The organism is Siccibacter colletis, assembly GCF_000696575.1.
GTDB classification, from domain to species: Bacteria; Pseudomonadota; Gammaproteobacteria; order Enterobacterales; family Enterobacteriaceae; genus Siccibacter; species Siccibacter colletis.
Genome location: NZ_JMSQ01000015.1, coordinates 47,179 through 67,269 on the forward strand (window position 1 = coordinate 47,179; position 20,091 = coordinate 67,269).

The window sequence follows — 20,091 nt, forward strand, 5'->3', positions numbered from 1 at the left end:
GCGCGCTTTTTTTATGCCTGCGAAACCGGCTTGCTCTGCACCCGCAAGCCACTCACCAGCGCGGCGAGAACGGCGAGAGTGCCGGCGCAGATCAGCGAGGCGTGGGTACCGCCGTCGCCGAAGCGGGTGAACATCAGGGCCACCAGCGCCGCACCGCTACTCTGGCCCAGCAGACGGGCGGTGCCGAGCATCCCGCTGGCCCCACCGCTGCGCTGCGGCGGGGCGGAGGCAATCATGGTGTGATTATTTGGCGACTGGAACAGGCCGAAGCCAGCTCCGCACAGCGCCATGCGCCAGATGATGTCGATGTCCGATGGCTGAGCCGGGAGCATCGCGAGGGCGAACAGCCCAGCCGCCATCAGGATCATCCCGGCAGAACCAAGCAGCCCGGCGTGGACGCGGCCGATCAGCGCACCGGCGAGCGGCGACAGCGCCATGGTAGCGAGCGGCCAGGGCGTCAACAGCAGCCCGGTCTCCACTTCGCTACGCCCAAGCACGCTCTGCAGGAAAAACGGCAGCGACACCAGCGCCAGCATCTGCGCGCAAAACGAGCAAACAGAGGTGCCGACCGACAGGGAAAACAGCGGGATGCGCAGCAGATCTAACGGCAGCATCGGCACCGGCAGCTCCAGCTGGCGACGCACAAAGAAGAAGCCGATCATCAGCACGCCGAGCAGTTCGGCACCCACCAGCAGCAGCGAGTCACCCTGCGAGAAGCTGCTCAGCGCCGTGATCAGCAGGCCGAAGGTGAGGGCGTTCATCACCGCGCTGCGCACATCGAAACGCCGGGCCTGGGAGGTATGCTGATTGGCGGGCAGGAAGCGCAGCGCCAGCAGCAGGGCCACAATCCCCATCGGAATATTAATCAGAAACAGCCACTGCCAGGAGGCCACGGCAAGGATCGCTGCCGCGAGGGTCGGCCCGGCGGCAGAGGAGACGGCGACGATAAAGGAGTTGATCGCCATGCCACGCCCGAGCTGGCGCTGGGGGTAGATAAGCCGGATTAGCGCGACGTTCACACTCATCAGCGCCGCGCCGCCAAATCCCTGCGCCACGCGGGCAAACGTCAGCACTTCCAGCGAAGGAGAGACGGCGCACAGCAGCGAGGTGAGGCTAAAAATTCCCAGCCCCCATTTGTAGACCCGGCGATAGCCCACCATCTCACCCAAAAAGGAGAGCGGCAGCAGCGAAATCACGATAGCAATCTGGTAGGCGTTGACAATCCAGATGGAGCGCGCCGGCGTTGCATTGAGATCGCTGGCAATGGTCGGCAGCGCCACGTTAGCGATCGAGCCATCAATCACGGCCATCATCAGGCCAATAATAATCGTCAGGATCGCGCCATAGCGCTGCGGGACGGGCAGGCCGTCAACAACTTTTGTCGTCATACAGGGAAACGCCGGAAAGGTGATTCAGGGTGAAACTATATTAGCATCAATAATTCAGGGATATGTCGCAGATTCGTAACGATTAAGGAGAGATTCATTGCGGCACGGGTCATTGTGAATTTATAATAAAAACCAGTTCTGATTTTTATAAAACAAATGCGATCGAGGTGATCAATGGCAATCGCAGATCTGGATAAACAGCCTGATTCTGTCTCTTCGGTGCTGAAAGTTTTCGGCATTTTGCAGGCGCTCGGGGAAGAGCGTGAAATTGGCATCACCGAGCTTTCGCAGCGTGTCATGATGTCAAAAAGCACGGTATACCGCTTTTTGCAGACCATGAAATCCCTGGGCTATGTAGCGCAGGAAGGTGAATCTGAAAAGTATTCGCTGACCCTTAAACTGTTCGAGCTGGGCGCCCGCGCACTGCAGAACGTCGATCTGATCCGCAGCGCTGACATCCAGATGCGTGAGCTTTCTCGTCTGACGAAAGAGACTATCCATCTGGGTGCGCTGGATGAAGACAGCATCGTCTACATCCATAAAATCGATTCCATGTACAACCTGCGCATGTATTCGCGCATCGGTCGCCGCAACCCGCTCTACAGCACCGCCATCGGTAAAGTGCTGCTGGCGTGGCGCGACCCGGAAGAGGTGAAAGAAATCCTCACCAGCATCGAGTACAAGCGCAGCACCCCGCGCACCCTGGCCAGTATGGAAGAGCTGCTGCCGGTGCTGGGCGACGTGCGTAAGCAGGGTTATGGGGAAGATAACGAAGAGCAGGAAGAGGGGCTGCGCTGTATCGGCGTACCGGTGTTTGACCGTTTCGGCGTGGTGATTGCCGGGCTGAGCATCTCCTTCCCGACGCTGCGTTTCTCTGAAGAACGTCTGCACGAATATGTAGAGATGCTGCACCAGGCAGCGCGTAAAATCTCTGAGCAGATGGGCTACAACGAGTACCCGTTCTGATAATCATACCGCAGCGCTCAGGCTGCGGTTTTTTACTATCCGCGATCGATCGCTTTTCCACTCTGACGCAGCACCGGGCAATCACTCAGACCAATCACGCCGCTGTCGCTGTGAATGTATTGCGCTGTCACCACCTGCCGCGCGGTGAGATATTTACACTGTAAGCCCAGCCCGGCAACGTTCTCCTGGCTGCCGATCAGCACGCCGTAACCGCTGAACAGCATCGCCAGCCAGATCAGCGCCAGCAGTATCCCGGTTCGAATTATCAATCGCATAAATGCCTCTTTTAAAATCATTTTTGGCCTTTATACTCATCTTCTCCGGCATGATGCCACGTGATTAGTCTTAATTGCGGACATAAGGTTATAGTGACCTTTGGTTTAAGGTTAGTATGCCAGGATGCACGATATGGTTCCCGGACGGAGTAGGTAGTGAAAAAGATCAGATGGATTGTTCTCCTGGCCATCGTGGTGGTAGCGCTGCTGTTATGGACGCAGATGCTCAACGTGATATGCGATCAGGATGTACAATTTTTCACGGGTATTTGTGCGATCAACAAATTTATTCCCTGGTAACACGTTGCTCCCTTGCCGGCCGCAAGTGGTAAGATAGCGCGCTTTAGTGAGGTGGTAAGATGAATGAGATGATCAATTCCGGGATGCTGAGCTTATCCTCGCTTCTCGTTTCCCTGGTAGTGCTGCTGACAGGTCTGGTGGTGTGGTTCTTCGTTAATCGCGCCAGCTCCCGAACCAACGAACAAATTGAATTGCTGGAAGCGTTGCTCGAACAGCAAAAACGGCAGAATGCGCTGTTGCGCCGTCTGTGCGAAGCTAACGAGCCTGACGTTGAACCCGTTGCAGCGCCCGCGCCTGCCGTCGTGCAGGACGACGACGATTTTATCCGCCTGGTCGCCGAACGTTAATTCTCTCTGGTCACGAGTCCTATATGGTCTGGAAAAACCCCTGGTACGACGCCTCCCTCCCGCATCACGCTCCAGAAGGATTTCGCAATACCAGTGGGTCTGAACACCAGCCGGGCGATCTGAAGCGCTGGCAGAACGAGCGCAAAGCTAAAGGCCTGCCGCTGGCACCTGCGGCGGGCTATGCGGCGTTCATCCGGCGCTGGTGGCAGCCGGTCGATCTGCAGCAGGAGGGGGACGGCCTGTGGTGGCTGGGTCACGCTTCGTTGCTGTTGCGTCTGGCCGGGCGCTATCTGCTTATCGACCCGGTGTTTTCGAAGCGCGCCTCGCCGGTTTCCTTTGCCGGGCCGCAGCGCAAAACGCCGGTCCCGCTAAATCTCGCTGATCTTCCCCGCCTCGATGCTATCCTGATTTCCCATAACCACTACGATCACCTCGACAGCCGCACCCTGCGTCAGCTGCGCCGTCGCTTTCCGGAGGTAGAGGTGCTGGTGCCGCTTGGGCTTAAGGCCTGGTTCAGCCGCCGTGGTTTTCGTCACGTTACCGAGCTTGACTGGTGGCAGCAGGGGGCGCTCGGCGATATCCGGCTGCACGCTGTACCGGCGCAGCACTGGAGCATGCGCACGCTGTGGGATCGCAACCGCTCGCTGTGGTGCGGCTGGGTGATTGAGCATGGCGACGTGCGCTTCTGGTTCAGCGGCGACACCGGCTATACCGAGACGCTGCTGGAGATCCCGGCGCGGCTGGGTGCTATCAACGTGGCGGCGCTGCCCGCCGGTGCCTATGCGCCTCGCTGGTTTATGAGCAATCACCATATGGACCCCCAGCAGGCAGTGCAGCTCTGGCAGCAGTTAGGACGTCCGAAGGCGGTGCCCATTCACTGGGGCGTATTCGAGCTGGCTGACGAGTCGCTTGATATGCCGCCGCAGGAGTTGCTGGATGAGTTACAGGCCAGAGGGGAAAAGATCAGCAATTTTATTCCGCTGCGTATTGGCGAGTTTTTAGCCTTTTAAAAATAGTTTTTAATTATGACTGTTTCATTCGAAGATTAAAAAAACGTCTTATTATTTCATTCGTATTCGGCACGCAAAAAGAAAATTGCCTCGTTATGATGCAGTGTCATTTTCTCGTCATTATTATGGTGCAGCCGAACGTTAATTTGTACAGCTTCTATTCACTTGTACATTTAATTTAAATACCACTTAACAAAGATAACTCTGCTGAATGCCACGCCCGGCGCGTTTGCGCATAACTATGCTCAAAAAATGCTAACTTTAGATAAGATACGTCTGACAAATTGCACTTGTGCCTGGACGAAGTGAAGTCTTTGAGCTATGGTAAAAAAGTACCCGAAAATGCGACGCATCAAGCGAAGCGTAATGCTCGTTTTGTCCAGTTCATGCTTAGGATTAATCGCATAAAATTTCATGCATTAACTCCCCGGTTATGAATCTGTGCGGCAGATCGATACGCGCTTAAAAATGGCTTGCCATTATTTAAGATGTATGTGATAACGTTTTTGGGTCAAACGAGGTACAGTTCTGTTTATGTGTGGCATTTTCAGTAAAGAAGTCCTGAGTAAACACGTCGTTGAATACCGCTTCTCTGCCGAACCTTATATTAGTGCCTCAAGCAGTAATGTCTCTGTTTCATCTCAGTTATGCCTGCGGGCAAAGAAAACAATCTAAGGAAATTGCAAAATGGCAAAGATTAAAGGTCAAGTTAAGTGGTTCAACGAATCCAAAGGTTTTGGCTTCATCACTCCGGCTGATGGCAGCAAAGACGTATTCGTACACTTCTCTGCAATCCAGGGTAACGGCTTCAAAACCCTGGCTGAAGGCCAGAACGTAGAGTTCGAAATTCAGGACGGCCAGAAAGGCCCGGCGGCTGTTAACGTTACCGCTATCTGATTTCACTGACGCAGCGTAACGCTTCGGCGTTCGCTGTTCAGGTAAAGCCCTGCCATCGCGCGGGGCTTTTTCATTTCTGACCGCCGCGCCAGGCTTTCCCTCCGCGCCGTATTAACGGTACACTTCCGGCTTTTGCACCCACCGGAGCTTCTATGTCTTTCCTCTGTCCACTCTGCCATGCCCCCTTACAGGCGCAGGATAAACACTATCGCTGTCCGCAGGGGCATCAGTTTGACCAGGCGAAAGAGGGCTACGTGAATTTGCTGCCCGTTCAGCATAAACGCTCCCGCGATCCGGGGGACAGCAGCGAAATGATGCAGGCGCGTCGCGCGTTTCTGGATGCCGGTCATTATCAGCCGCTGCGCGATCGGATTACCGCTCTGCTGGAAGCGCATTTGCCGCAGCCAGCGCAGGCACTGCTGGATATTGGCTGTGGGGAAGGGTACTACACCCACGCTTTTGCAGAGGTTATCCGCAGCCGGGGCGGCGAAGCATTTGGCCTTGATGTCGCAAAAGTTGCCATTCGCTATGCCGCGAAACGCTATCGCAATGCCACGTTTTGTGTCGCGTCCAGCCATCGTCTGCCGTTTGCCGATGCCCTGTTTGATGCGGTGGTGCGTATCTATGCGCCCTGTAAAGCGCAGGAGCTGGCGCGGGTGGTGAAATCCGGCGGCTGGACGATCACCGCCACGCCTGGCCCACGCCATCTGGTCCAGCTCAAGGGATTGATCTACGACGAGGTAAAACTTCACGAGCCAGGCAAGGAGCAGCTGGACGGCTTCACGCTGGTGGAGCCGATATCGCTGGGGTATGAGATGCAGCTTGCGGGGAGTGAGGCGGTGGCGCTGTTACAGATGACGCCTTTCGCCTGGCGAGCGCGTCCGGAAGTGTGGGAGCAGCTGGCGGCCGCGGAGGCTTTCAGCTGTGAAACCGATTTTTGCATCAGCCTCTGGCGACGCGACTAGCCGCCAATTGCGCTCCACAGGATCTGGCAGCCGATGCCGATCAGCACCACGCCGCCGAGGATCTCGGCGCGTTTCCCGAGCAGCGGCCCGATAAAGCGACCAATCATGATCCCGAGAGTAGACATGATGAGCGTCGCCCCGCCAATAGCCAGCGCCGTCCAGAGAATATTGACCTGCAGAAACGCCAGCCCGACCCCGACGGCCATTGCATCAAGGCTGGTCGCGAAGGCGGTGGTAACCAGCAGCCAGAAGCTGTGACGGCGGCAGGGTTCCTCATCGGTGTTACCGCGCAGCCCTTCCAGCACCATGCGCGCGCCAAGAAATACCAGCAGGATAAAGGCGATCCAGTGGTTCCAGTCGAGGATCACTTTGTTCGCCAGGGTGCCCAGCCCCCATCCCACCAGCGGCGTCAGTGCTTCGATAGCGCCAAAAATCAGACCGGTACGCAGGGCATCAGAGAACTTAGGCTGGCGTTGCGTGGCACCCTTACCAATCGACGCGGCGAAAGCGTCCATTGACATGCCAAAAGCGAGCAGCAGGGTAGCGGAAAGATTCATTGAAACGTCCTGACCGGGAATTTCCATATACACAACCACTGCCCCCAGTAATCAGCAGTAATTGTGCCTATGGTCTCGCCTGACTGAACCGGTGTTCAGTCCGTACGCGCCACGTTTTGCAACGAGTATGTTGACACGTACATCTCCGGGGAAGGAGATCGGCTACTCCCCAACGACGGGCAGAACAGTACCATATTTAGGAAAGTCTTAACAACACACAAACTGTATTATTTTTAGCACAATGGGAATGCGTTACATTTATCGCCACTGACCCGTTATTGATTTTAAAATAGCCGTAACAATCGCCGGAAATATAGCTCTGGCTATAAATCCCGCTGGCGGAAAATGCGGCAAATATAGACATTGCTATATCTTTAATCTATTGATTTTTAATCATAAAATTATATATATTTTCCAGGTCGTCAATATTTCTTACCCGAATAAGCAGGCGTCGGCGCGCTAATTCCATTACCAGTACGCCATCCTCAGACAAATTCATAGCCTTAATGTGGTTATATTCCGTCCAGTTTCCGGCAAAGAAAAAGCCCTGCGCTTTAAAGCGTATTTTAGGGGTGCGTAGCCAGAAAAGATAAATAGCGATCAGCGCCAGCGCGCCGAGCAGCCAGGTGGTGTGAACCGCGCCCTGAGCGGCGATATTGTTGTAGATAAGAATGGCAATCAGACCAGTAAAAATCAGGCTGTCCGCGCGCCCGCGGCGCAACAGTGCAACGGCAAGCAGCGTTTTTCCGCGGCGTCGCTCGAGGACTGCCTCATCGTAAATTGCCCAGCCGAGCAGGGCCACAATGCATCCCACCAGAACCATATCCGTCAGCGTCATACTCTCTCTCGCATAAAAAAACCGGGGGCAGGCCCCCGGTTATCACTCACAGTCTTACAGGCCCAGCAGGCCAACCGCGTAACCGGCAATACCAATAACAAAGAAGCCGACGATGATCCACAGCGGGTTAACCTTACGGCGCAGCAGCCACATACAGGCGAAGGTCAGTAGCAGCGGCACCAGGCCCGGCATCAGCTGGTCGAGAATGGTCTGCACGGTAGTCACTTTTTCCGCGCCGGTCTGGTCGGTGATCCGTGATACCACCAGCGGAATGTTAACGTGTGTCCACTTGTTGACCAGCGCCCCCATGACAAACAGGCCGAGAATTGACGCCCCCTCGGTCAGTTTTTGCAGGAAGCCGCCGCCCATGTCCTTCACGATGTCCACGCCTTTGCGATACCCGTAGGCCACGCCGTAATAGCGCGTTGCCAGACGTACCGCGTTAAACAGGATGAAGAACAGCAGCGGACCCAGCAGGCTGCCGCTCATGGCGATCCCCGCACCCAGCGCGGCAAACACCGGACGCACGGTGCCCCAGAAAATCGGGTCGCCCACGCCGGCCAGCGGCCCCATCAAACCGACTTTGATGCCGTTGATGGCCCCGTCGTCTATCTGGGCGCCGTTCGCGCGCTGCTCTTCCATCGCCAGCGTCACGCCGAGCACCGGCGCGGCAACGTAAGGATGCGTGTTGAAAAACTCCAGGTGGCGTTTGATTGCCTGACGGCGCGCCTCGTTGTTTTCCGGATACAGGCGTTTAATAACCGGCACCATCGAGAAACAGAAGCCCAGCGCCTGCATCCTTTCGAAGTTCCATGAGCCCTGGAACAGGTTGGAGCGCAGGAACACGCTGCGAATATCGCCCTGGGTCAGTTTTTTCTCAGTCGTTGTTTTTGTGATATCAACCATGTCGCTCACCTGTTAATCCAGTTCGTTATCAAGATCGTTGGAACCCGCAGCCTGTGCAGGACCGCCAGCGGTACGGTTGTATTTCGGGCTAAGCTGGATATAAAGCACCGCCATCACTGCGCCAATCACGCCCAGCGCCACCAGGTTGAAGTCGGTAAACGCCGCGGTAACGAAGCCAAGATAGAAGAACGGCATCAGATAGCCGGCGCGCATCATATTGATGACCATCGCGTAACCGACCACCACAATCATGCCCCCGGCAATGTTCAGACCGCTGGTTACCACTTCAGGGATGGCGTTCAGCATGCTCTGCACTTCGCTGGTGCCCACCGAAATCGCCACAATCACCGCCGGAATAGCAATACGCATCGCCTGCAGGAACAGGGAGGAGACGTGGATCCACGACAGCGCCGTCAGGTTGCCGCTGTCGGCCGCCTTATCTGCCGCATGCTGGAAGCCTACAGTGATGGTACGCACGATGATGGTCAGTACCTGGCCTGCGGCAGCCAGCGGGATCGCCAGCGCGATGCCGGAGCCGATGCCCTGATTACCGGCGATGACCAGAATGGTGGAAATAATCGACGCCAGCGCGGCATCGGGGGCAACCGCCGCACCGATGTTCATCCAGCCCAGCGCAATCATCTCCAGCGTACCGCCGATAATGATGCCGGTTTTCATATCACCGAGCACGGCGCCGACCAGGGTACAGGCCACCAGTGGGCGGTGAAACTGGAATTCATCGAGCACCGATTCCATACCGGCAATACAGGCCACGATAAACACCAGCACAATCTGAAGAATGGTTATCTCCATTGTACTTCTCCTGTGAAAAAATCAGATGTCAGTGAGGATTTCAGCGGCGCGTTACGGCGCGACTTTGGCGATCAAATCCATCATTTTCAGTTTCGGATCGTTAGAGACTTTGCGAGCTTCCAGCTCGATACCGCGCGCATTGAGCTTGCGGAAGGCCTCGATATCGGCGCTGTCGACGGAAATCGCGTTGTTAACCTGGGTTTTCCCCTGGCGAAACGCCATGCCGCCGATATTCACGGATTTGATGTTCACACCGCCCTCGACCACGCGTTCAACGTCAGTCGGGTTGGTAAACAGCAGCATCACGCGCTCGCGGGCGTATTTCGGGTTATTGTAAACGCGGATCATTTTGGCAACGTCCACCACGTGGGCGGTGACGCCGGGAGGGGCAACCTGAGTAAGCAGGGTTTTACGTACCGTGTCCGCTGCCACTTCATCACTGACCACGATGATGCGGGTTACGTTGGTTTCCTTGGTCCAGCGCGTAGCGACCTGGCCGTGGATCAGACGGTCATCGATTCGCGCCAGGCCGATAACCATGTAGTCTTCCGGCCCCATCGGTTTCGCGGGCGCGGCAGGGTGGGGCGTAGTACTTGCGACAGCAGCAGGCGCAGCGGCTTTTTCCGGCGCTTTAGCCTTCAGCGCTCTGACGCCTTCGCGTCCGGTTTCTACCGCTACCGCCACCAGCTCCGCTAACGACGGGTTGTCATCGCGCGCCATCAGGGTTTCAACCAGCATAGGGATATTCACCCCGGCAATGACTTCATACTGTTCTTTATCAACCACGATCCTGCTGGCGGCATTAAACGGACTGCCTCCCCAGGTATCGACCAGAAACAGAACGCCCTGTTGGGTATCGAGTTTCTCAAGCTGCGCGTGGTATTTTTCGATCAGCGTCTCGGCGTTTTCACCCGGCACGAAATCGATCCAGCCTACATTTTCCTGTTCGCCTAATAGCATTTCCGCGGTCTTAAGCAACTGCTCAGCCGCCCAGCCATGTGTGCCTATCACAATAGCAATGGTCACTTGCTACCTCCTTTCTTATCGTGAATACGCGCCTGCTGACGCGTATTGTGAACCGCACACCGGAGTGAAACGATTCAGATAACGTTGAGTATGTATAAGAACCTGTTACCGCGAATAATTTTAGAGCGTGAAAAAATAAAGAATGTGATGCAGTTCCGTAATTTAGTCATCGAACTACGCTGCAAATACCCCCTGAAAATTACGGGGTGAGCGTTGCATAAAAATTGCAAAGTCTGGTAAAGCTTTGCAAAAAGATAAGTCCCTTTGCTAAGGTACGCGTCTGATTAATTAACAGGAGTAGCGGGCAGCAGCCCACCGTATGGACCGTCACCGACGTCTTTTCATTTCAATGCCGTTTCCGGCCACGTTTTGCGGCGAACATCGCCCAGTCTCATCTATCCTTTTCAGTTCAGCGCCCGCAGATGCCGTGGTGCCGTTTAGTCATTCCTTAAGCAGGAGCTTGTCATGGAATTCTTGATGGACCCCCAAATCTGGGCGGGGCTGTTAACGCTTGTCGTTCTGGAAATTGTTCTCGGTATCGATAACCTGGTATTTATCGCCATTCTGGCCGATAAGCTGCCGCCGAAGCAGCGCGACAAAGCGCGTCTCATCGGTCTGTCGCTGGCGCTGATTATGCGTCTCGGCCTGTTATCGCTGATTTCGTGGATGGTGACGCTAACGCGTCCGTTATTCACCGTCTGGGACTTCACCTTCTCAGGGCGTGACCTGATCATGCTGGTCGGGGGTATCTTCCTGCTGTTCAAGGCCACCACCGAGCTTCACGAACGGCTTGAGAACCGCCAGCACGACGAATCGCACGGCAAGGGCTACGCCAGCTTCTGGGTGGTGGTTGTGCAGATCGTGATCCTGGATGCAGTGTTCTCCCTCGATGCGGTCATTACCGCGGTGGGCATGGTGAACCATCTGCCGGTCATGATGGCGGCGGTAGTTATCGCGATGGCCGTTATGCTGCTGGCCTCCAAACCGCTGACTCGCTTCGTGAACCAGCATCCGACGGTGGTGGTGCTCTGTCTGAGCTTCCTGCTGATGATTGGTCTGAGTCTGGTGGCGGAAGGCTTCGGTTTCCATATTCCGAAAGGCTACCTCTACGCGGCGATTGGCTTCTCCATCATCATTGAAGTGTTTAACCAGATTGCGCGTCGCAACTTCCTGCGCCATCAGTCCTCCCAGCCGCTGCGCGCCCGTACTGCGGATGCGATCCTGCGTCTGATGGGCAATCGTCGTAAGTCTGCCCAGCAGAGCGAGCCGGACAGCAACAGCAACGCGATGGTGCCGGTTCCGGCTGAGGCCTTCGCCGAAGAAGAGCGCTACATGATCAACGGCGTGCTTACGCTGGCTCAGCGTTCACTGCGCAGCATCATGACCCCGCGCGGCGAAATCAGTTGGGTAGACGCCAGCCTGAGCGTGGACGAAATTCGTCAGCAGCTGCTCTCGTCACCGCACAGCCTGTTTCCGGTGTGTCGCGGCGAACTGGATGAAGTGATCGGTATCGTGCGTGCGAAAGAGCTGCTGGTGGCCCTGGATGATAACGTCGATGTGGCGGCTATTGCCTCCGCCTCGCCGGCCATCGTGGTCCCGGAGACTCTCGACCCGATCAACCTGCTTGGCGTGCTGCGTCGCGCGCGCGGCAGCTTCGTTATCGTTAATAACGAGTTTGGTGTGGTGCAGGGCCTGGTGACGCCGCTGGACGTGCTGGAAGCGATTGCCGGTGAGTTCCCGGATGCGGATGAAACCCCGGAAATCATACATGATGGCGACGGCTGGCTGGTAAAAGGGTCCACCGACCTGCATGCCATTCAGCAGCAGCTGGATGTCGATCATCTGGTGGATGAAGATGAAGATATTGCGACGGTCGCCGGGCTGGTGATCGCGGCTAACGGACGAATCCCGCACGCCGGGGACGTAATCCACGTCGCGCCGCTGCATATCACCATCGTCGAAGCGAACGACTACCGCGTCGATCTGGTGCGCATTACCCGCGATAAACCGCTGCACGAAGATGAAGAAGAGTAATCGTAGCGGCATAGCATGACCGCTGTGTCCGGCAGGTGGATGCGTTCTGCCTGCCAGCACGGCGGAAAATGATGCCGGAGAAATAAAAAAGCGCCGCTTAGCGGCGCTTTTTTTAATCAGTCACACTGGACCTTGATGGCGAGGCCACCGCGCGAGGTTTCGCGGTATTTGGCATTCATGTCTTTGCCGGTCTCGTACATGGTTTCGATAACCTTATCCAGCGATACGCGCGGCTCGCTGGTGCGGCGCATCGCCATGCGCGCAGCGTTGATCGCTTTTACCGAGGCGATAGCGTTACGCTCGATGCACGGCACCTGCACCTGGCCGGCGACCGGATCGCAGGTCAGACCGAGGTTGTGCTCCATGCCGATTTCTGCGGCGACGCACACCTGCTCCGGGCTGGCACCCAGCAGCTCGGCAAGCCCGGCTGCGGCCATTGAACAGGCCACGCCCACTTCGCCCTGGCAACCCACTTCAGCACCGGAGATGGACGCGTTCATTTTGTACAGCGCGCCGATAGCGCCCGCCGCGAGGAAGTAGCGGATGTAGATGTCCGGGCTGACCGGCTCGATAAAGTGATCGTAGTAGGCCAGCACTGCCGGCACGATCCCGCAGGCACCGTTGGTCGGGGCGGTTACCACGCGACCACCTGCGGCGTTCTCTTCATTCACCGCCAGCGCAAACATGTTCACCCAGTCCACTACGATCATCGGATCGTTGGAGAGCTTATCGCTCGACACCAGCAGACGGCGCAGCGCCGAGGCGCGACGCGGCACGCGCAGTGGGCCTGGCAGCACGCCTTCGGTATTCATACCGCGGTCGATACAGGCGCGCATGGTCTGCCATACGTCAGCGAAGTAAGCCTCGATCTCGCTTTTGCTGTGCAGCGCCAGTTCGTTCTGCATCACCATGCCGGAGAGCGACAGCCCGGTCTCTTTGCAGAAGCCGAGCATCTCTTTGGCGGAGCTGAACGCGTAAGGCACCTGCACTTCACCCACCACGTCTTTGCCGAAGTGCTCTTCATCAACGATAAATCCGCCGCCGATGGAGTAGTAGGTTTTGCTGTAGAGCAGCTCGTCGCCGCTGAAGGCGTGGATCTGCATACCGTTTTCGTGCAGCGACAGGTTATCGCTGCTGAAACGCATGCCGTTGTCTTTCGGGAAATCGACCTCGTGCTGACCCTGGGCCAGCAGCAGGCGCTCGCGCGTTTCCACATCGCGAATGAAAGCCGGAATGGCGTCGATATCGACGGTCGCAGGCTCGTTGCCGGCCAGACCCATAATAATAGCGATATCGGTGTGGTGGCCTTTACCGGTGAGCGAGAGGGAACCGTAGACGTCAACCGCGAGGCGGGTCACGTCATGCAGAATGCCTTTTTCGACCAGATCATCGACGAACTGCTTCCCGGCCTTCATCGGCCCGACGGTGTGGGAAGAGGAGGGGCCAATGCCCACCTTGAACATGTCGAATATACTAATCACGTTTAAACTCCTGCCAGGGTCATCGGGTTGTCGCGATGACGATGTTAGATCAGCGGCTAGTGTAAGAGGTTATTGGTTCCGGAAGGCAACTATTCACATGAATTAAACTAATCGATAAAGCAAAAAACGCTAATATACTATTTTACTTAAGGCGCTGTTTTGCAGCATTTATCTCTGAAGTATAGCCTGGCTATGATGTAAACAACTGGGGGCAGCGCACAGATTTCACGCCTGGCCCGCGCTCAGACCTCGCCTTCCGGGCGCAGCCCGAGCTGAAGCGCCAGCTCGCGAATGATCCCCGCCGTCATACCCCAGACAAAGTAATGCTGATACCACGACAGCCAGACCCGATGTGCATTGCCGCGCCGATGAATATCCAGCGGATGGTAGCGCCCGAGGTTGAGCGCCTCGGCCAGCGGCATTTCAAACACCGCCGCCACTTCATCTTCGCTGGCGTGATAGTGCAGATCGGGCGGAATAATGCCCACTACCGGCGTGACCTGAAAACCGGTGACGCTGTCCACCGGCGGCAGAATGCCAATCACCTCGACGCACTCCGGTGGGATCGCCACTTCTTCTTCGGCCTCACGCAGCGCGGCGGCAATCAGCGAAGCGTCGCTGGCATCCACCGCGCCGCCGGGAAACGCCACCTGACCGGCGTGTTTACGCAGCCGTGCCGAGCGCTGGGTCAGCAGCAGCCCGGGCTCGGGGCGACGCACTACCGGCACCAGTACCGCGGCCTGGCGCTGGTTTAGCGCGCCGCGCCCGGGGGCCGGACGCAGTAGCTGAAAACGGGATAAAAAAGTATCAAGCGTCAGATCCATCGCACAACTCCAGATTGCGTAAGATACGGTTAACTTTATCAAAGGTTTCCTGATATTCCGCTGCTTCCTCGCTGTCGGCCACGATCCCGCCTCCGGCTGAGCAGTAGAGCGTGCCCGCCGCGGCGGTAAGGGTGCGGATGGTGATGCTGGTATCCATGGTGCCGCAGGCGCTGATGTAGCCGATGCTGCCGCACCAGGCGTTGCGCCGCTGCGGCTCCAGCGCTTCGATGATCTCCATCGCCCGCACTTTTGGCGCGCCGGTAATGGAGCCGCCGGGGAAACAGGCGCGCAGCAGGTCGGTGGCATGGCGATCGGCGGGCAGTTCGCCGGTGATGGTACTCACCAGATGATGCACCGCCGGGAAAGGTTCCACCACAAACAGCTCCGGCACCCGCACGCTGCCAGGTGTGGCGACGCGCCCGATGTCGTTGCGCATCAGGTCGACAATCATCAGGTTTTCAGCGCGATCTTTCGGTGATGCCGCCAGACGTTGCGCCTGCGCCGCATCGGCTTCTGCATCAGCCAGCCGCGGCAGCGTGCCTTTGATTGGGCGGGTTTCGATGCGGCGCTCGGCGAGGTGAATAAAGCGCTCCGGCGACAGGCTGAGTATCGTCTGCTCCGGCAGACGCAGAAAGGCGCTGAACGGCGCGCGGTTCGCGGCGTTGAGCTGAACAAACACCTGCCACTCGTCCCCGGTGTACCCGGCGCTGAAACGTTGGGCAAGGTTCACCTGATAACAGTCGCCGCTGGCGAGAAACGCCTGCACCTGGCGAAATTTATCGCCATATTCGGCGCGGGTCATGTTCGCCTGCCACGGGGTGGTCAGACGCAGCGGGGCAGCCGCCGGCGCGGTTTGCGCTTCAAGCCATGCCAGCCGGGCGTGCACGTCGCTGCGACTGACCAGCGTCACTTTCTGCAAATGGTGGTCGACAATCAGCGCCCAGTCATAAATGCCCACCGCCATATCCGGCGTCTGCACGTCGGCCTCGGCCTGCTCAGGCAGCGATTCGAAGCGGCGGCCTAAGTCGTAGCCAAACAGCCCCATCGCACCCCCGGTAAACGGCAACGCCGGGTCGGCCTCGCCGGGCCAGTTCATGGCGTCCAGCGCCTGCCGTAACAGTGCCAGCGGATCGGCTTGCTCTTCGCGCACGCCGGTGGCACTGGCTATAGTCGTCACCCCACCACGGGTCTGCAGCGTGACGCGCGGCTGGGCCACCAGTATGTCGAAACGATTGTGGGGATGATCGGCATAACCCGAGTGGAGCAGCATCGCCCAGGGCTGATGGGCCAGCGGCGCAAAATAGCGCGCAGCGGCGTCAGGTTCCCAGGGCAGGGAGAGACGCGAGAGAGTGTGGTTCGATACGGTAGTCATTCACGCTAACCTGAAAGCCTGCGGTGGCGGTCACGGCTGGTAACCCCGCAGGGGACATGAAATAATAACAGCCCGCCAATGTATCAGGAGTCAATCATGTTTGCAGGTTTACCTTCACTTACCCATGAACAGCAGCAGCAGGCTGTAGAGCGAATTCATGATCTGATGACCCAGGGCATGAGTAGCGGTGAAGCCATTGCCCTGGTCGCGCAGGAGCTGCGTGAGAATCATACCGGCGAGCGCGTGGTCGCGCGTTTTGAGGATGAGGACGAGGAGTAACGCCCGGGCCGCCACCGTCACCCGGTAGCGGCAGGCCATTACACGGCGGCGATTATTTTGATTTCCACCTTATAGCGCGGGTTCATCAGGCGGGCCTGCACGGTGCAGCGCACCGGCGCGGAGCCTGCCACCACCCACTCATCCCAGGCTTTGTTCATCAGCACGAAGTCGTCCCCGTCGGCAAGGAAAATGGTGGCATCGAGAATGCGTGATTTGTCGCTGCCCTGCGCGGTTAACAGCGTGTCGATCTGCGCCAGGGTATTCCGGGTTTGTTCATAAGCATCAGCATCCAGATTTTCCGGCACGCCGGTGTAGTAGAGAGTCTGATTGTGGATCACCGCGTCAGACCAACGATCTGCGGGATCGATACGCACGATTGTCATCGCTGTTTCCTTTTTCTGTTGTCATCAATGGTCTGCAAGCCTGCCATATTGTGCAGCGCGCGTCATCTCTTCGGCTGGCTAAAATCGGGCTGCCCTGACATAATCACTGGCAATTTCCACAGGGGGTAGTGTGACGGACGATTTCGCAGTCGACGGGCAACTCGCAAAAGCGATTCCCGGTTTTAAACCGCGTGAGCCACAGCGTCAGATGGCAGAAGCGGTATCCGGGGCCATTGCACGCGGCGAGCCGCTGGTGGTCGAGGCTGGTACCGGCACCGGGAAAACCTACGCCTATCTCGCTCCGGCGCTGCGCGCGGGCAAAAAAGTCATCATCTCTACCGGCTCCAAAGCCCTGCAGGATCAGCTCTACAGCCGCGATCTGCCTACCGTCGCCCGCGCCCTTGAATTTAAAGGCAAGCTGGCGCTGCTGAAAGGCCGCTCCAACTACCTGTGCCTGGAGCGCCTGGAGCAGCAAACCATCGCCGGCGGCGACCTGCCGGTACAGACCCTGAGCGATGTGGTGATCCTGCGCAGCTGGGCCAACCAGACGGTGGACGGCGACATCAGCACCTGCGCCAGCGTTGCCGAAGACTCCCAGGCCTGGCCGCTGGTCACCAGCACCAACGACAACTGCCTCGGCAGCGACTGCCCGCTGTATAAAGACTGTTTCGTGGTCAAAGCGCGTAAAAAAGCGATGGATGCCGACGTGGTGGTGGTCAACCATCACCTGTTTCTCGCCGATATGGTGGTGAAGGAGACCGGCTTCGCTGAGCTGATCCCCGAAGCCGAGGTCATGATCTTCGACGAAGCCCACCAGGTACCGGACATCGCCAGCCAGTACTTCGGCCAGTCCATCTCCAGCCGCCAGCTGCTCGATCTCGCCAAAGACATTACCATCGCATACCGCACTGAACTGAAAGACACCCAGCAGCTTCAGAAGTGTGCCGACCGCCTGGCGCAGAGCGCCCAGGATTTCCGGCTCCAGCTTGGCGACCCCGGTTTTCGCGGCAACCTGCGCGAGCTGCTGGCCGACCCGAATATCAGCCGGGCGCTGCTGCTGCTCGATGACGCTCTGGAGCTGTGCTACGACGTGGCGAAGCTCTCGCTGGGTCGCTCGGCGATGCTCGACAGCGCCTTTGAGCGCGCGACGATCTACCGTGGCCGCCTGAAACGGCTGAAAGAGATCAACCAGCCGGGGTACAGCTACTGGTACGAGTGCAACGCCCGTCACTTTACCCTGGCGCTGACGCCGCTCACCGTGGCGGAGAAGTTCAAGGACGTCATGGCCCGCCAGCCCGGCAGCTGGATTTTTACCTCGGCGACGCTGTCGGTGAACGATGAGCTGCACCACTTCACCAGCCGTATCGGGGTGGACGAGGCGCAGACCCTGCTACTGCCCAGCCCGTTCGACTATGCCAGCCAGGCGCTGCTCTGCGTCCCGCGCAACCTGCCGGAAACCAACCGGCCTGGAGCAGGGCGTCAGCTGGCACAGATGCTCAGGCCGCTGATTGAGGCCAACAACGGGCGCTGCTTTATGCTCTGTACCTCCCACGCCATGATGCGCGATCTTGCCGAACAGTTCCGCGCTACCATGACGCTACCGGTGCTGATGCAGGGGGAGACCAGCAAAAGCCAGCTGCTGGACCAGTTCGTCAGCGCCGGTAACGCGCTGCTGGTAGCAACCAGCAGCTTCTGGGAAGGGGTGGACGTGCGCGGCGATGCGCTGTCGCTGGTGATTATCGACAAGCTGCCCTTTACCTCGCCGGACGATCCGCTGCTGAAAGCGCGCATGGAAGATTGCCGATTGCGCGGCGGCGATCCTTTTGCCGATGTGCAGCTGCCGGATGCGGTGATCACCCTGAAACAGGGCGTTGGCCGTCTCATTCGCGATACCGACGATCGCGGCGTGCTGGTGATCTGCGATAACCGTCTGGTGATGCGCCCCTATGGCGCGGTATTTCTCGCCAGCCTGCCGCCCGCGCCGCGCACCCGGGATATTAATCAGGCAGTTGCGTTTCTCGGCAAGCGCGAAGCCAGGTAATGTGGCGCGGAATGTGGTACTATCCGCGCCACTTTTTCTTTAGCTGACTGCGAGAGCGCTTATCTCATGCGAATTCTGGCAATTGATACTGCGACGGAAGCCTGTTCCGTTGCGCTGCTGGACAACGGCACCACCCACGCCCACTTCGAACTCTGCCCCCGGGAACACACGCAGCGCATTCTGCCAATGGTGCGCGATGTGCTGAACCAGGCGGGTGTTTCACTGTCTGATATTGATGCCCTGGCCTTCGGGCGCGGACCGGGAAGTTTCACCGGCGTGCGTATCGGGATCGGGATCGCCCAGGGGCTGGCATTCGGCGCGTCGCTGCCGATGATCGGTGTCTCTACGCTTGCGACCATGGCCGAAGGTGCGTGGCGCAAGACCGGGGCCACTCGCGTGCTGGCTGCCATTGATGCCCGCATGGGTGAAGTCTATTGGGCAGAGTACCAGCGCGATGAAAACGGCCACTGGCACGGGGAAGAAACCGAAGCGGTGCTCAAGCCGGAAGCGGTGACCGCGCGCCTGACGTTACTTGACGGTGAATGGGCTATAGTTGGCACAGGATGGCAGGCGTGGCCTGACATGGCCGACGGGTGCGGCATCACGCTGCGCGACGGCGACATGCTGCTCCCGCAGGCGCAAGATATGCTGCCGCTGGCGGCATCTAAACTGGCCCAGGGGCTGACCACCGCGGTGGATCAGACCGAGCCGGTCTACCTGCGTAATGAAGTGGCGTGGAAGAAACTTCAAGGCAGAGAGTAATTGCTCATCGCCCCCGGGCGGAATTAAGGAGTTGCACATGGCAAGCCATAAGCTACTGGCAGGTTGTCTTCTCGCAGCGGCGACGCTGCTTTCCGGCTGCGTTACCGTGCCTGATGCCATCAAAGGCACCAGCCCGACCCCGCAGCAGGATTTAGCGCGAGTGATGAACGCGCCTGAGCTGTTTGTCGGCCAGGAAGCGCGCTTCGGCGGCAAGGTGATGGCGGTGGAAAATCAGCAGGGGAAAACCCGGCTGGAGATCGCCACCGTGCGCCTGGACGAAGGTGCGCGCCCGACCCTTAACGAGCCGTCCCGCGGGCGTATCTATGCCGAGGTTACCGGCTTCCTCGACCCGGTGGATTTCCGCAATCAGCTGGTCACCGTCGTGGGGCCGATCACCGGCACCGCAGAAGGAAAAATCGGCAACACGCCGTATAAATTCCTGGTGATGCAAGCCCAGGGTTACAAACGCTGGCGCGTCACCCAGCAGGTGATGATGCCGCCGCAGCCGATGGATCCCTGGTTGTGGGGGCCGCATCCCTGGCGCGGCGGCTATGGTTATGGCGGGTGGGGCTGGTACAACCCCGGCCCGGCGGTGATCCAGAACGTTGTTGAATAACATCTTGATTT

General features: G+C 58.1%; 24 protein-coding genes and 1 riboswitch. Of the genes, 13 read left to right on the forward strand and 11 right to left on the reverse strand.

All coding sequences use genetic code 11. The features are described from left to right. Nucleotides 1–11: 11 nt before the first annotated feature. The gene (locus ET34_RS0115230) at nucleotides 12–1,388 is read right to left on the reverse strand and encodes an MFS transporter (RefSeq protein WP_031523473.1); all 1,377 of its coding nucleotides are present in this window, start codon (nucleotides 1,386–1,388) and stop codon (nucleotides 12–14) included. Between the two features lie 174 nt (nucleotides 1,389–1,562). On the opposite strand from ET34_RS0115230, the gene kdgR reads away from it, so the two are divergent. Continuing rightward, nucleotides 1,563–2,354 (forward strand): DNA-binding transcriptional regulator KdgR, encoded by a 792-nt coding sequence (kdgR, locus tag ET34_RS0115235; protein ID WP_031523474.1) that lies wholly within the window; start codon nucleotides 1,563–1,565, stop codon nucleotides 2,352–2,354. Between the two features lie 35 nt (nucleotides 2,355–2,389). Here kdgR and ET34_RS0115240 read toward each other — a convergent pair whose 3' ends face one another. Further along, nucleotides 2,390–2,629 (reverse strand): YobH family protein, encoded by a 240-nt coding sequence (locus ET34_RS0115240; RefSeq protein WP_031523476.1) that lies wholly within the window; start codon nucleotides 2,627–2,629, stop codon nucleotides 2,390–2,392. 156 nt (nucleotides 2,630–2,785) lie between these two features. On the opposite strand from ET34_RS0115240, the gene mgrB reads away from it, so the two are divergent. The 6 genes from mgrB to rlmA all read left to right on the forward strand — a co-directional run bounded on the left by mgrB (nucleotide 2,786) and on the right by rlmA (nucleotide 6,148). Beyond that, on the forward strand, nucleotides 2,786–2,929 hold the full coding sequence (mgrB, locus tag ET34_RS0115245; RefSeq protein ID WP_031523477.1) for a PhoP/PhoQ regulatory lipoprotein MgrB: 144 nt from the start codon (nucleotides 2,786–2,788) through the stop codon (nucleotides 2,927–2,929). A 59-nt stretch (nucleotides 2,930–2,988) separates the two neighbouring features. Continuing rightward, nucleotides 2,989–3,276, forward strand: a complete 288-nt coding sequence (locus ET34_RS0115250; RefSeq protein WP_031523479.1) for a YebO family protein — start codon at nucleotides 2,989–2,991, stop codon at nucleotides 3,274–3,276. 23 nt (nucleotides 3,277–3,299) lie between these two features. Then, complete coding sequence (locus ET34_RS0115255) at nucleotides 3,300–4,286, forward strand: MBL fold metallo-hydrolase (protein ID WP_031523481.1); 987 nt, start codon at nucleotides 3,300–3,302, stop codon at nucleotides 4,284–4,286. 534 nt (nucleotides 4,287–4,820) lie between these two features. Further along, nucleotides 4,821–4,961 (forward strand): DUF2627 domain-containing protein, encoded by a 141-nt coding sequence (locus ET34_RS22000; protein WP_072002041.1) that lies wholly within the window; start codon nucleotides 4,821–4,823, stop codon nucleotides 4,959–4,961. 12 nt (nucleotides 4,962–4,973) lie between these two features. Beyond that, nucleotides 4,974–5,183 carry a transcription antiterminator/RNA stability regulator CspE gene (cspE, locus tag ET34_RS0115265; RefSeq protein WP_001062678.1) on the forward strand — a complete coding sequence of 70 codons (210 nt, stop codon included), beginning with the start codon at nucleotides 4,974–4,976 and terminating at the stop codon, nucleotides 5,181–5,183. A 152-nt stretch (nucleotides 5,184–5,335) separates the two neighbouring features. After that, nucleotides 5,336–6,148, forward strand: a complete 813-nt coding sequence (gene rlmA, locus ET34_RS0115270) for a 23S rRNA (guanine(745)-N(1))-methyltransferase (RefSeq protein WP_031523483.1) — start codon at nucleotides 5,336–5,338, stop codon at nucleotides 6,146–6,148. Here rlmA and mntP read toward each other — a convergent pair. The 5 genes from mntP to manX form a co-directional block, all read right to left on the reverse strand. Beyond that, a complete protein-coding gene (gene mntP, locus ET34_RS0115275; protein WP_031523484.1) occupies nucleotides 6,145–6,705 on the reverse strand; it encodes a manganese efflux pump MntP in 561 nt (186 codons plus the stop codon). The two genes, rlmA and mntP, sit on opposite strands and share 4 nt — an antisense overlap. 81 nt (nucleotides 6,706–6,786) lie before the next feature. After that, a riboswitch (yybP-ykoY riboswitch) is annotated at nucleotides 6,787–6,888 on the reverse strand. A 196-nt stretch (nucleotides 6,889–7,084) separates the two neighbouring features. Then, on the reverse strand, nucleotides 7,085–7,543 hold the full coding sequence (locus tag ET34_RS0115280; protein WP_031523486.1) for a DUF986 family protein: 459 nt from the start codon (nucleotides 7,541–7,543) through the stop codon (nucleotides 7,085–7,087). A 54-nt stretch (nucleotides 7,544–7,597) separates the two neighbouring features. Then, entirely contained in the window at nucleotides 7,598–8,449 is an 852-nt protein-coding gene (locus ET34_RS0115285) for a PTS mannose transporter subunit IID (RefSeq protein ID WP_031523488.1), read from the reverse strand. Nucleotides 8,450–8,461: 12 nt separating this feature from the next. Continuing rightward, the gene (locus ET34_RS0115290; protein ID WP_031523490.1) at nucleotides 8,462–9,262 is read right to left on the reverse strand and encodes a PTS mannose/fructose/sorbose transporter subunit IIC; all 801 of its coding nucleotides are present in this window, start codon (nucleotides 9,260–9,262) and stop codon (nucleotides 8,462–8,464) included. Nucleotides 9,263–9,313: 51 nt separating this feature from the next. Next, nucleotides 9,314–10,288, reverse strand: coding sequence for a PTS mannose transporter subunit IIAB (gene manX / locus ET34_RS0115295; protein WP_031523492.1), 975 nt, complete (start codon nucleotides 10,286–10,288; stop codon nucleotides 9,314–9,316). Between the two features lie 349 nt (nucleotides 10,289–10,637). On the opposite strand from manX, the gene ET34_RS23220 reads away from it, so the two are divergent. Both ET34_RS23220 and yoaE read left to right on the forward strand, forming a co-directional pair. After that, nucleotides 10,638–10,766 (forward strand): hypothetical protein, encoded by a 129-nt coding sequence (locus tag ET34_RS23220; protein WP_413783773.1) that lies wholly within the window; start codon nucleotides 10,638–10,640, stop codon nucleotides 10,764–10,766. Further along, nucleotides 10,754–12,322, forward strand: a complete 1,569-nt coding sequence (gene yoaE / locus ET34_RS0115300; RefSeq protein WP_031523493.1) for a CNNM family cation transport protein YoaE — start codon at nucleotides 10,754–10,756, stop codon at nucleotides 12,320–12,322. Before ET34_RS23220 ends, yoaE begins: the two co-directional genes overlap by 13 nt. A 116-nt stretch (nucleotides 12,323–12,438) precedes the next feature. Here yoaE and sdaA read toward each other — a convergent pair whose 3' ends face one another. The 3 genes from sdaA to pabB form a co-directional block, all read right to left on the reverse strand. Beyond that, complete coding sequence (gene sdaA, locus ET34_RS0115305; RefSeq protein ID WP_031523494.1) at nucleotides 12,439–13,803, reverse strand: L-serine ammonia-lyase; 1,365 nt, start codon at nucleotides 13,801–13,803, stop codon at nucleotides 12,439–12,441. Between the two features lie 242 nt (nucleotides 13,804–14,045). Then, nucleotides 14,046–14,627, reverse strand: coding sequence for a CoA pyrophosphatase (locus ET34_RS0115310; protein WP_031523495.1), 582 nt, complete (start codon nucleotides 14,625–14,627; stop codon nucleotides 14,046–14,048). Beyond that, the gene (pabB, locus tag ET34_RS0115315; protein ID WP_031523498.1) at nucleotides 14,611–15,999 is read right to left on the reverse strand and encodes an aminodeoxychorismate synthase component 1; all 1,389 of its coding nucleotides are present in this window, start codon (nucleotides 15,997–15,999) and stop codon (nucleotides 14,611–14,613) included. The genes ET34_RS0115310 and pabB overlap by 17 nt, the downstream gene beginning before the upstream one ends. Nucleotides 16,000–16,095: 96 nt before the next feature. Here pabB and ET34_RS21060 point away from each other — a divergent pair, with 96 nt between their 5' ends. After that, on the forward strand, nucleotides 16,096–16,278 hold the full coding sequence (locus ET34_RS21060) for a YoaH family protein (RefSeq protein WP_035891534.1): 183 nt from the start codon (nucleotides 16,096–16,098) through the stop codon (nucleotides 16,276–16,278). Nucleotides 16,279–16,316: 38 nt separating this feature from the next. Here the strand turns inward: ET34_RS21060 and ET34_RS0115325 are convergent, their stop codons facing one another. Continuing rightward, the gene (locus ET34_RS0115325; RefSeq protein ID WP_031523502.1) at nucleotides 16,317–16,661 is read right to left on the reverse strand and encodes a RidA family protein; all 345 of its coding nucleotides are present in this window, start codon (nucleotides 16,659–16,661) and stop codon (nucleotides 16,317–16,319) included. A gap of 130 nt (nucleotides 16,662–16,791) precedes the next feature. On the opposite strand from ET34_RS0115325, the gene ET34_RS0115330 reads away from it, so the two are divergent. The 3 genes from ET34_RS0115330 to ET34_RS0115340 all read left to right on the forward strand — a co-directional run bounded on the left by ET34_RS0115330 (nucleotide 16,792) and on the right by ET34_RS0115340 (nucleotide 20,080). Further along, nucleotides 16,792–18,702 carry an ATP-dependent DNA helicase gene (locus ET34_RS0115330; RefSeq protein ID WP_031523504.1) on the forward strand — a complete coding sequence of 637 codons (1,911 nt, stop codon included), beginning with the start codon at nucleotides 16,792–16,794 and terminating at the stop codon, nucleotides 18,700–18,702. Nucleotides 18,703–18,768: 66 nt separating this feature from the next. Then, nucleotides 18,769–19,464 carry a tRNA (adenosine(37)-N6)-threonylcarbamoyltransferase complex dimerization subunit type 1 TsaB gene (gene tsaB, locus ET34_RS0115335; protein ID WP_031523506.1) on the forward strand — a complete coding sequence of 232 codons (696 nt, stop codon included), beginning with the start codon at nucleotides 18,769–18,771 and terminating at the stop codon, nucleotides 19,462–19,464. A gap of 37 nt (nucleotides 19,465–19,501) precedes the next feature. Next, a complete protein-coding gene (locus ET34_RS0115340; RefSeq protein ID WP_031523509.1) occupies nucleotides 19,502–20,080 on the forward strand; it encodes a Slp/YeaY family lipoprotein in 579 nt (192 codons plus the stop codon). Nucleotides 20,081–20,091: the final 11 nt, after the last annotated feature.

What these genes read in the sequence shown, in the direction of transcription:
- ET34_RS0115230 (WP_031523473.1), bottom strand. Translation starts at nt 1,388, where the DNA reads ATGACGACAAAAGTTGTTGACGGCCTGCCCGTCCCGCAGCGCTATGGC.
- kdgR (WP_031523474.1), top strand. Translation starts at nt 1,563, where the DNA reads ATGGCAATCGCAGATCTGGATAAACAGCCTGATTCTGTCTCTTCGGTG.
- ET34_RS0115240 (WP_031523476.1), bottom strand. Translation starts at nt 2,629, where the DNA reads ATGCGATTGATAATTCGAACCGGGATACTGCTGGCGCTGATCTGGCTG.
- ET34_RS0115250 (WP_031523479.1), top strand. Translation starts at nt 2,989, where the DNA reads ATGAATGAGATGATCAATTCCGGGATGCTGAGCTTATCCTCGCTTCTC.
- ET34_RS0115255 (WP_031523481.1), top strand. Translation starts at nt 3,300, where the DNA reads ATGGTCTGGAAAAACCCCTGGTACGACGCCTCCCTCCCGCATCACGCT.
- ET34_RS22000 (WP_072002041.1), top strand. Translation starts at nt 4,821, where the DNA reads ATGTGTGGCATTTTCAGTAAAGAAGTCCTGAGTAAACACGTCGTTGAA.
- cspE (WP_001062678.1), top strand. Translation starts at nt 4,974, where the DNA reads ATGGCAAAGATTAAAGGTCAAGTTAAGTGGTTCAACGAATCCAAAGGT.
- rlmA (WP_031523483.1), top strand. Translation starts at nt 5,336, where the DNA reads ATGTCTTTCCTCTGTCCACTCTGCCATGCCCCCTTACAGGCGCAGGAT.
- mntP (WP_031523484.1), bottom strand. Translation starts at nt 6,705, where the DNA reads ATGAATCTTTCCGCTACCCTGCTGCTCGCTTTTGGCATGTCAATGGAC.
- ET34_RS0115280 (WP_031523486.1), bottom strand. Translation starts at nt 7,543, where the DNA reads ATGACGCTGACGGATATGGTTCTGGTGGGATGCATTGTGGCCCTGCTC.
- ET34_RS0115285 (WP_031523488.1), bottom strand. Translation starts at nt 8,449, where the DNA reads ATGGTTGATATCACAAAAACAACGACTGAGAAAAAACTGACCCAGGGC.
- ET34_RS0115290 (WP_031523490.1), bottom strand. Translation starts at nt 9,262, where the DNA reads ATGGAGATAACCATTCTTCAGATTGTGCTGGTGTTTATCGTGGCCTGT.
- ET34_RS23220 (WP_413783773.1), top strand. Translation starts at nt 10,638, where the DNA reads ATGCCGTTTCCGGCCACGTTTTGCGGCGAACATCGCCCAGTCTCATCT.
- yoaE (WP_031523493.1), top strand. Translation starts at nt 10,754, where the DNA reads ATGGAATTCTTGATGGACCCCCAAATCTGGGCGGGGCTGTTAACGCTT.
- ET34_RS0115310 (WP_031523495.1), bottom strand. Translation starts at nt 14,627, where the DNA reads ATGGATCTGACGCTTGATACTTTTTTATCCCGTTTTCAGCTACTGCGT.
- pabB (WP_031523498.1), bottom strand. Translation starts at nt 15,999, where the DNA reads ATGACTACCGTATCGAACCACACTCTCTCGCGTCTCTCCCTGCCCTGG.
- ET34_RS21060 (WP_035891534.1), top strand. Translation starts at nt 16,096, where the DNA reads ATGTTTGCAGGTTTACCTTCACTTACCCATGAACAGCAGCAGCAGGCT.
- ET34_RS0115325 (WP_031523502.1), bottom strand. Translation starts at nt 16,661, where the DNA reads ATGACAATCGTGCGTATCGATCCCGCAGATCGTTGGTCTGACGCGGTG.
- tsaB (WP_031523506.1), top strand. Translation starts at nt 18,769, where the DNA reads ATGCGAATTCTGGCAATTGATACTGCGACGGAAGCCTGTTCCGTTGCG.
- ET34_RS0115340 (WP_031523509.1), top strand. Translation starts at nt 19,502, where the DNA reads ATGGCAAGCCATAAGCTACTGGCAGGTTGTCTTCTCGCAGCGGCGACG.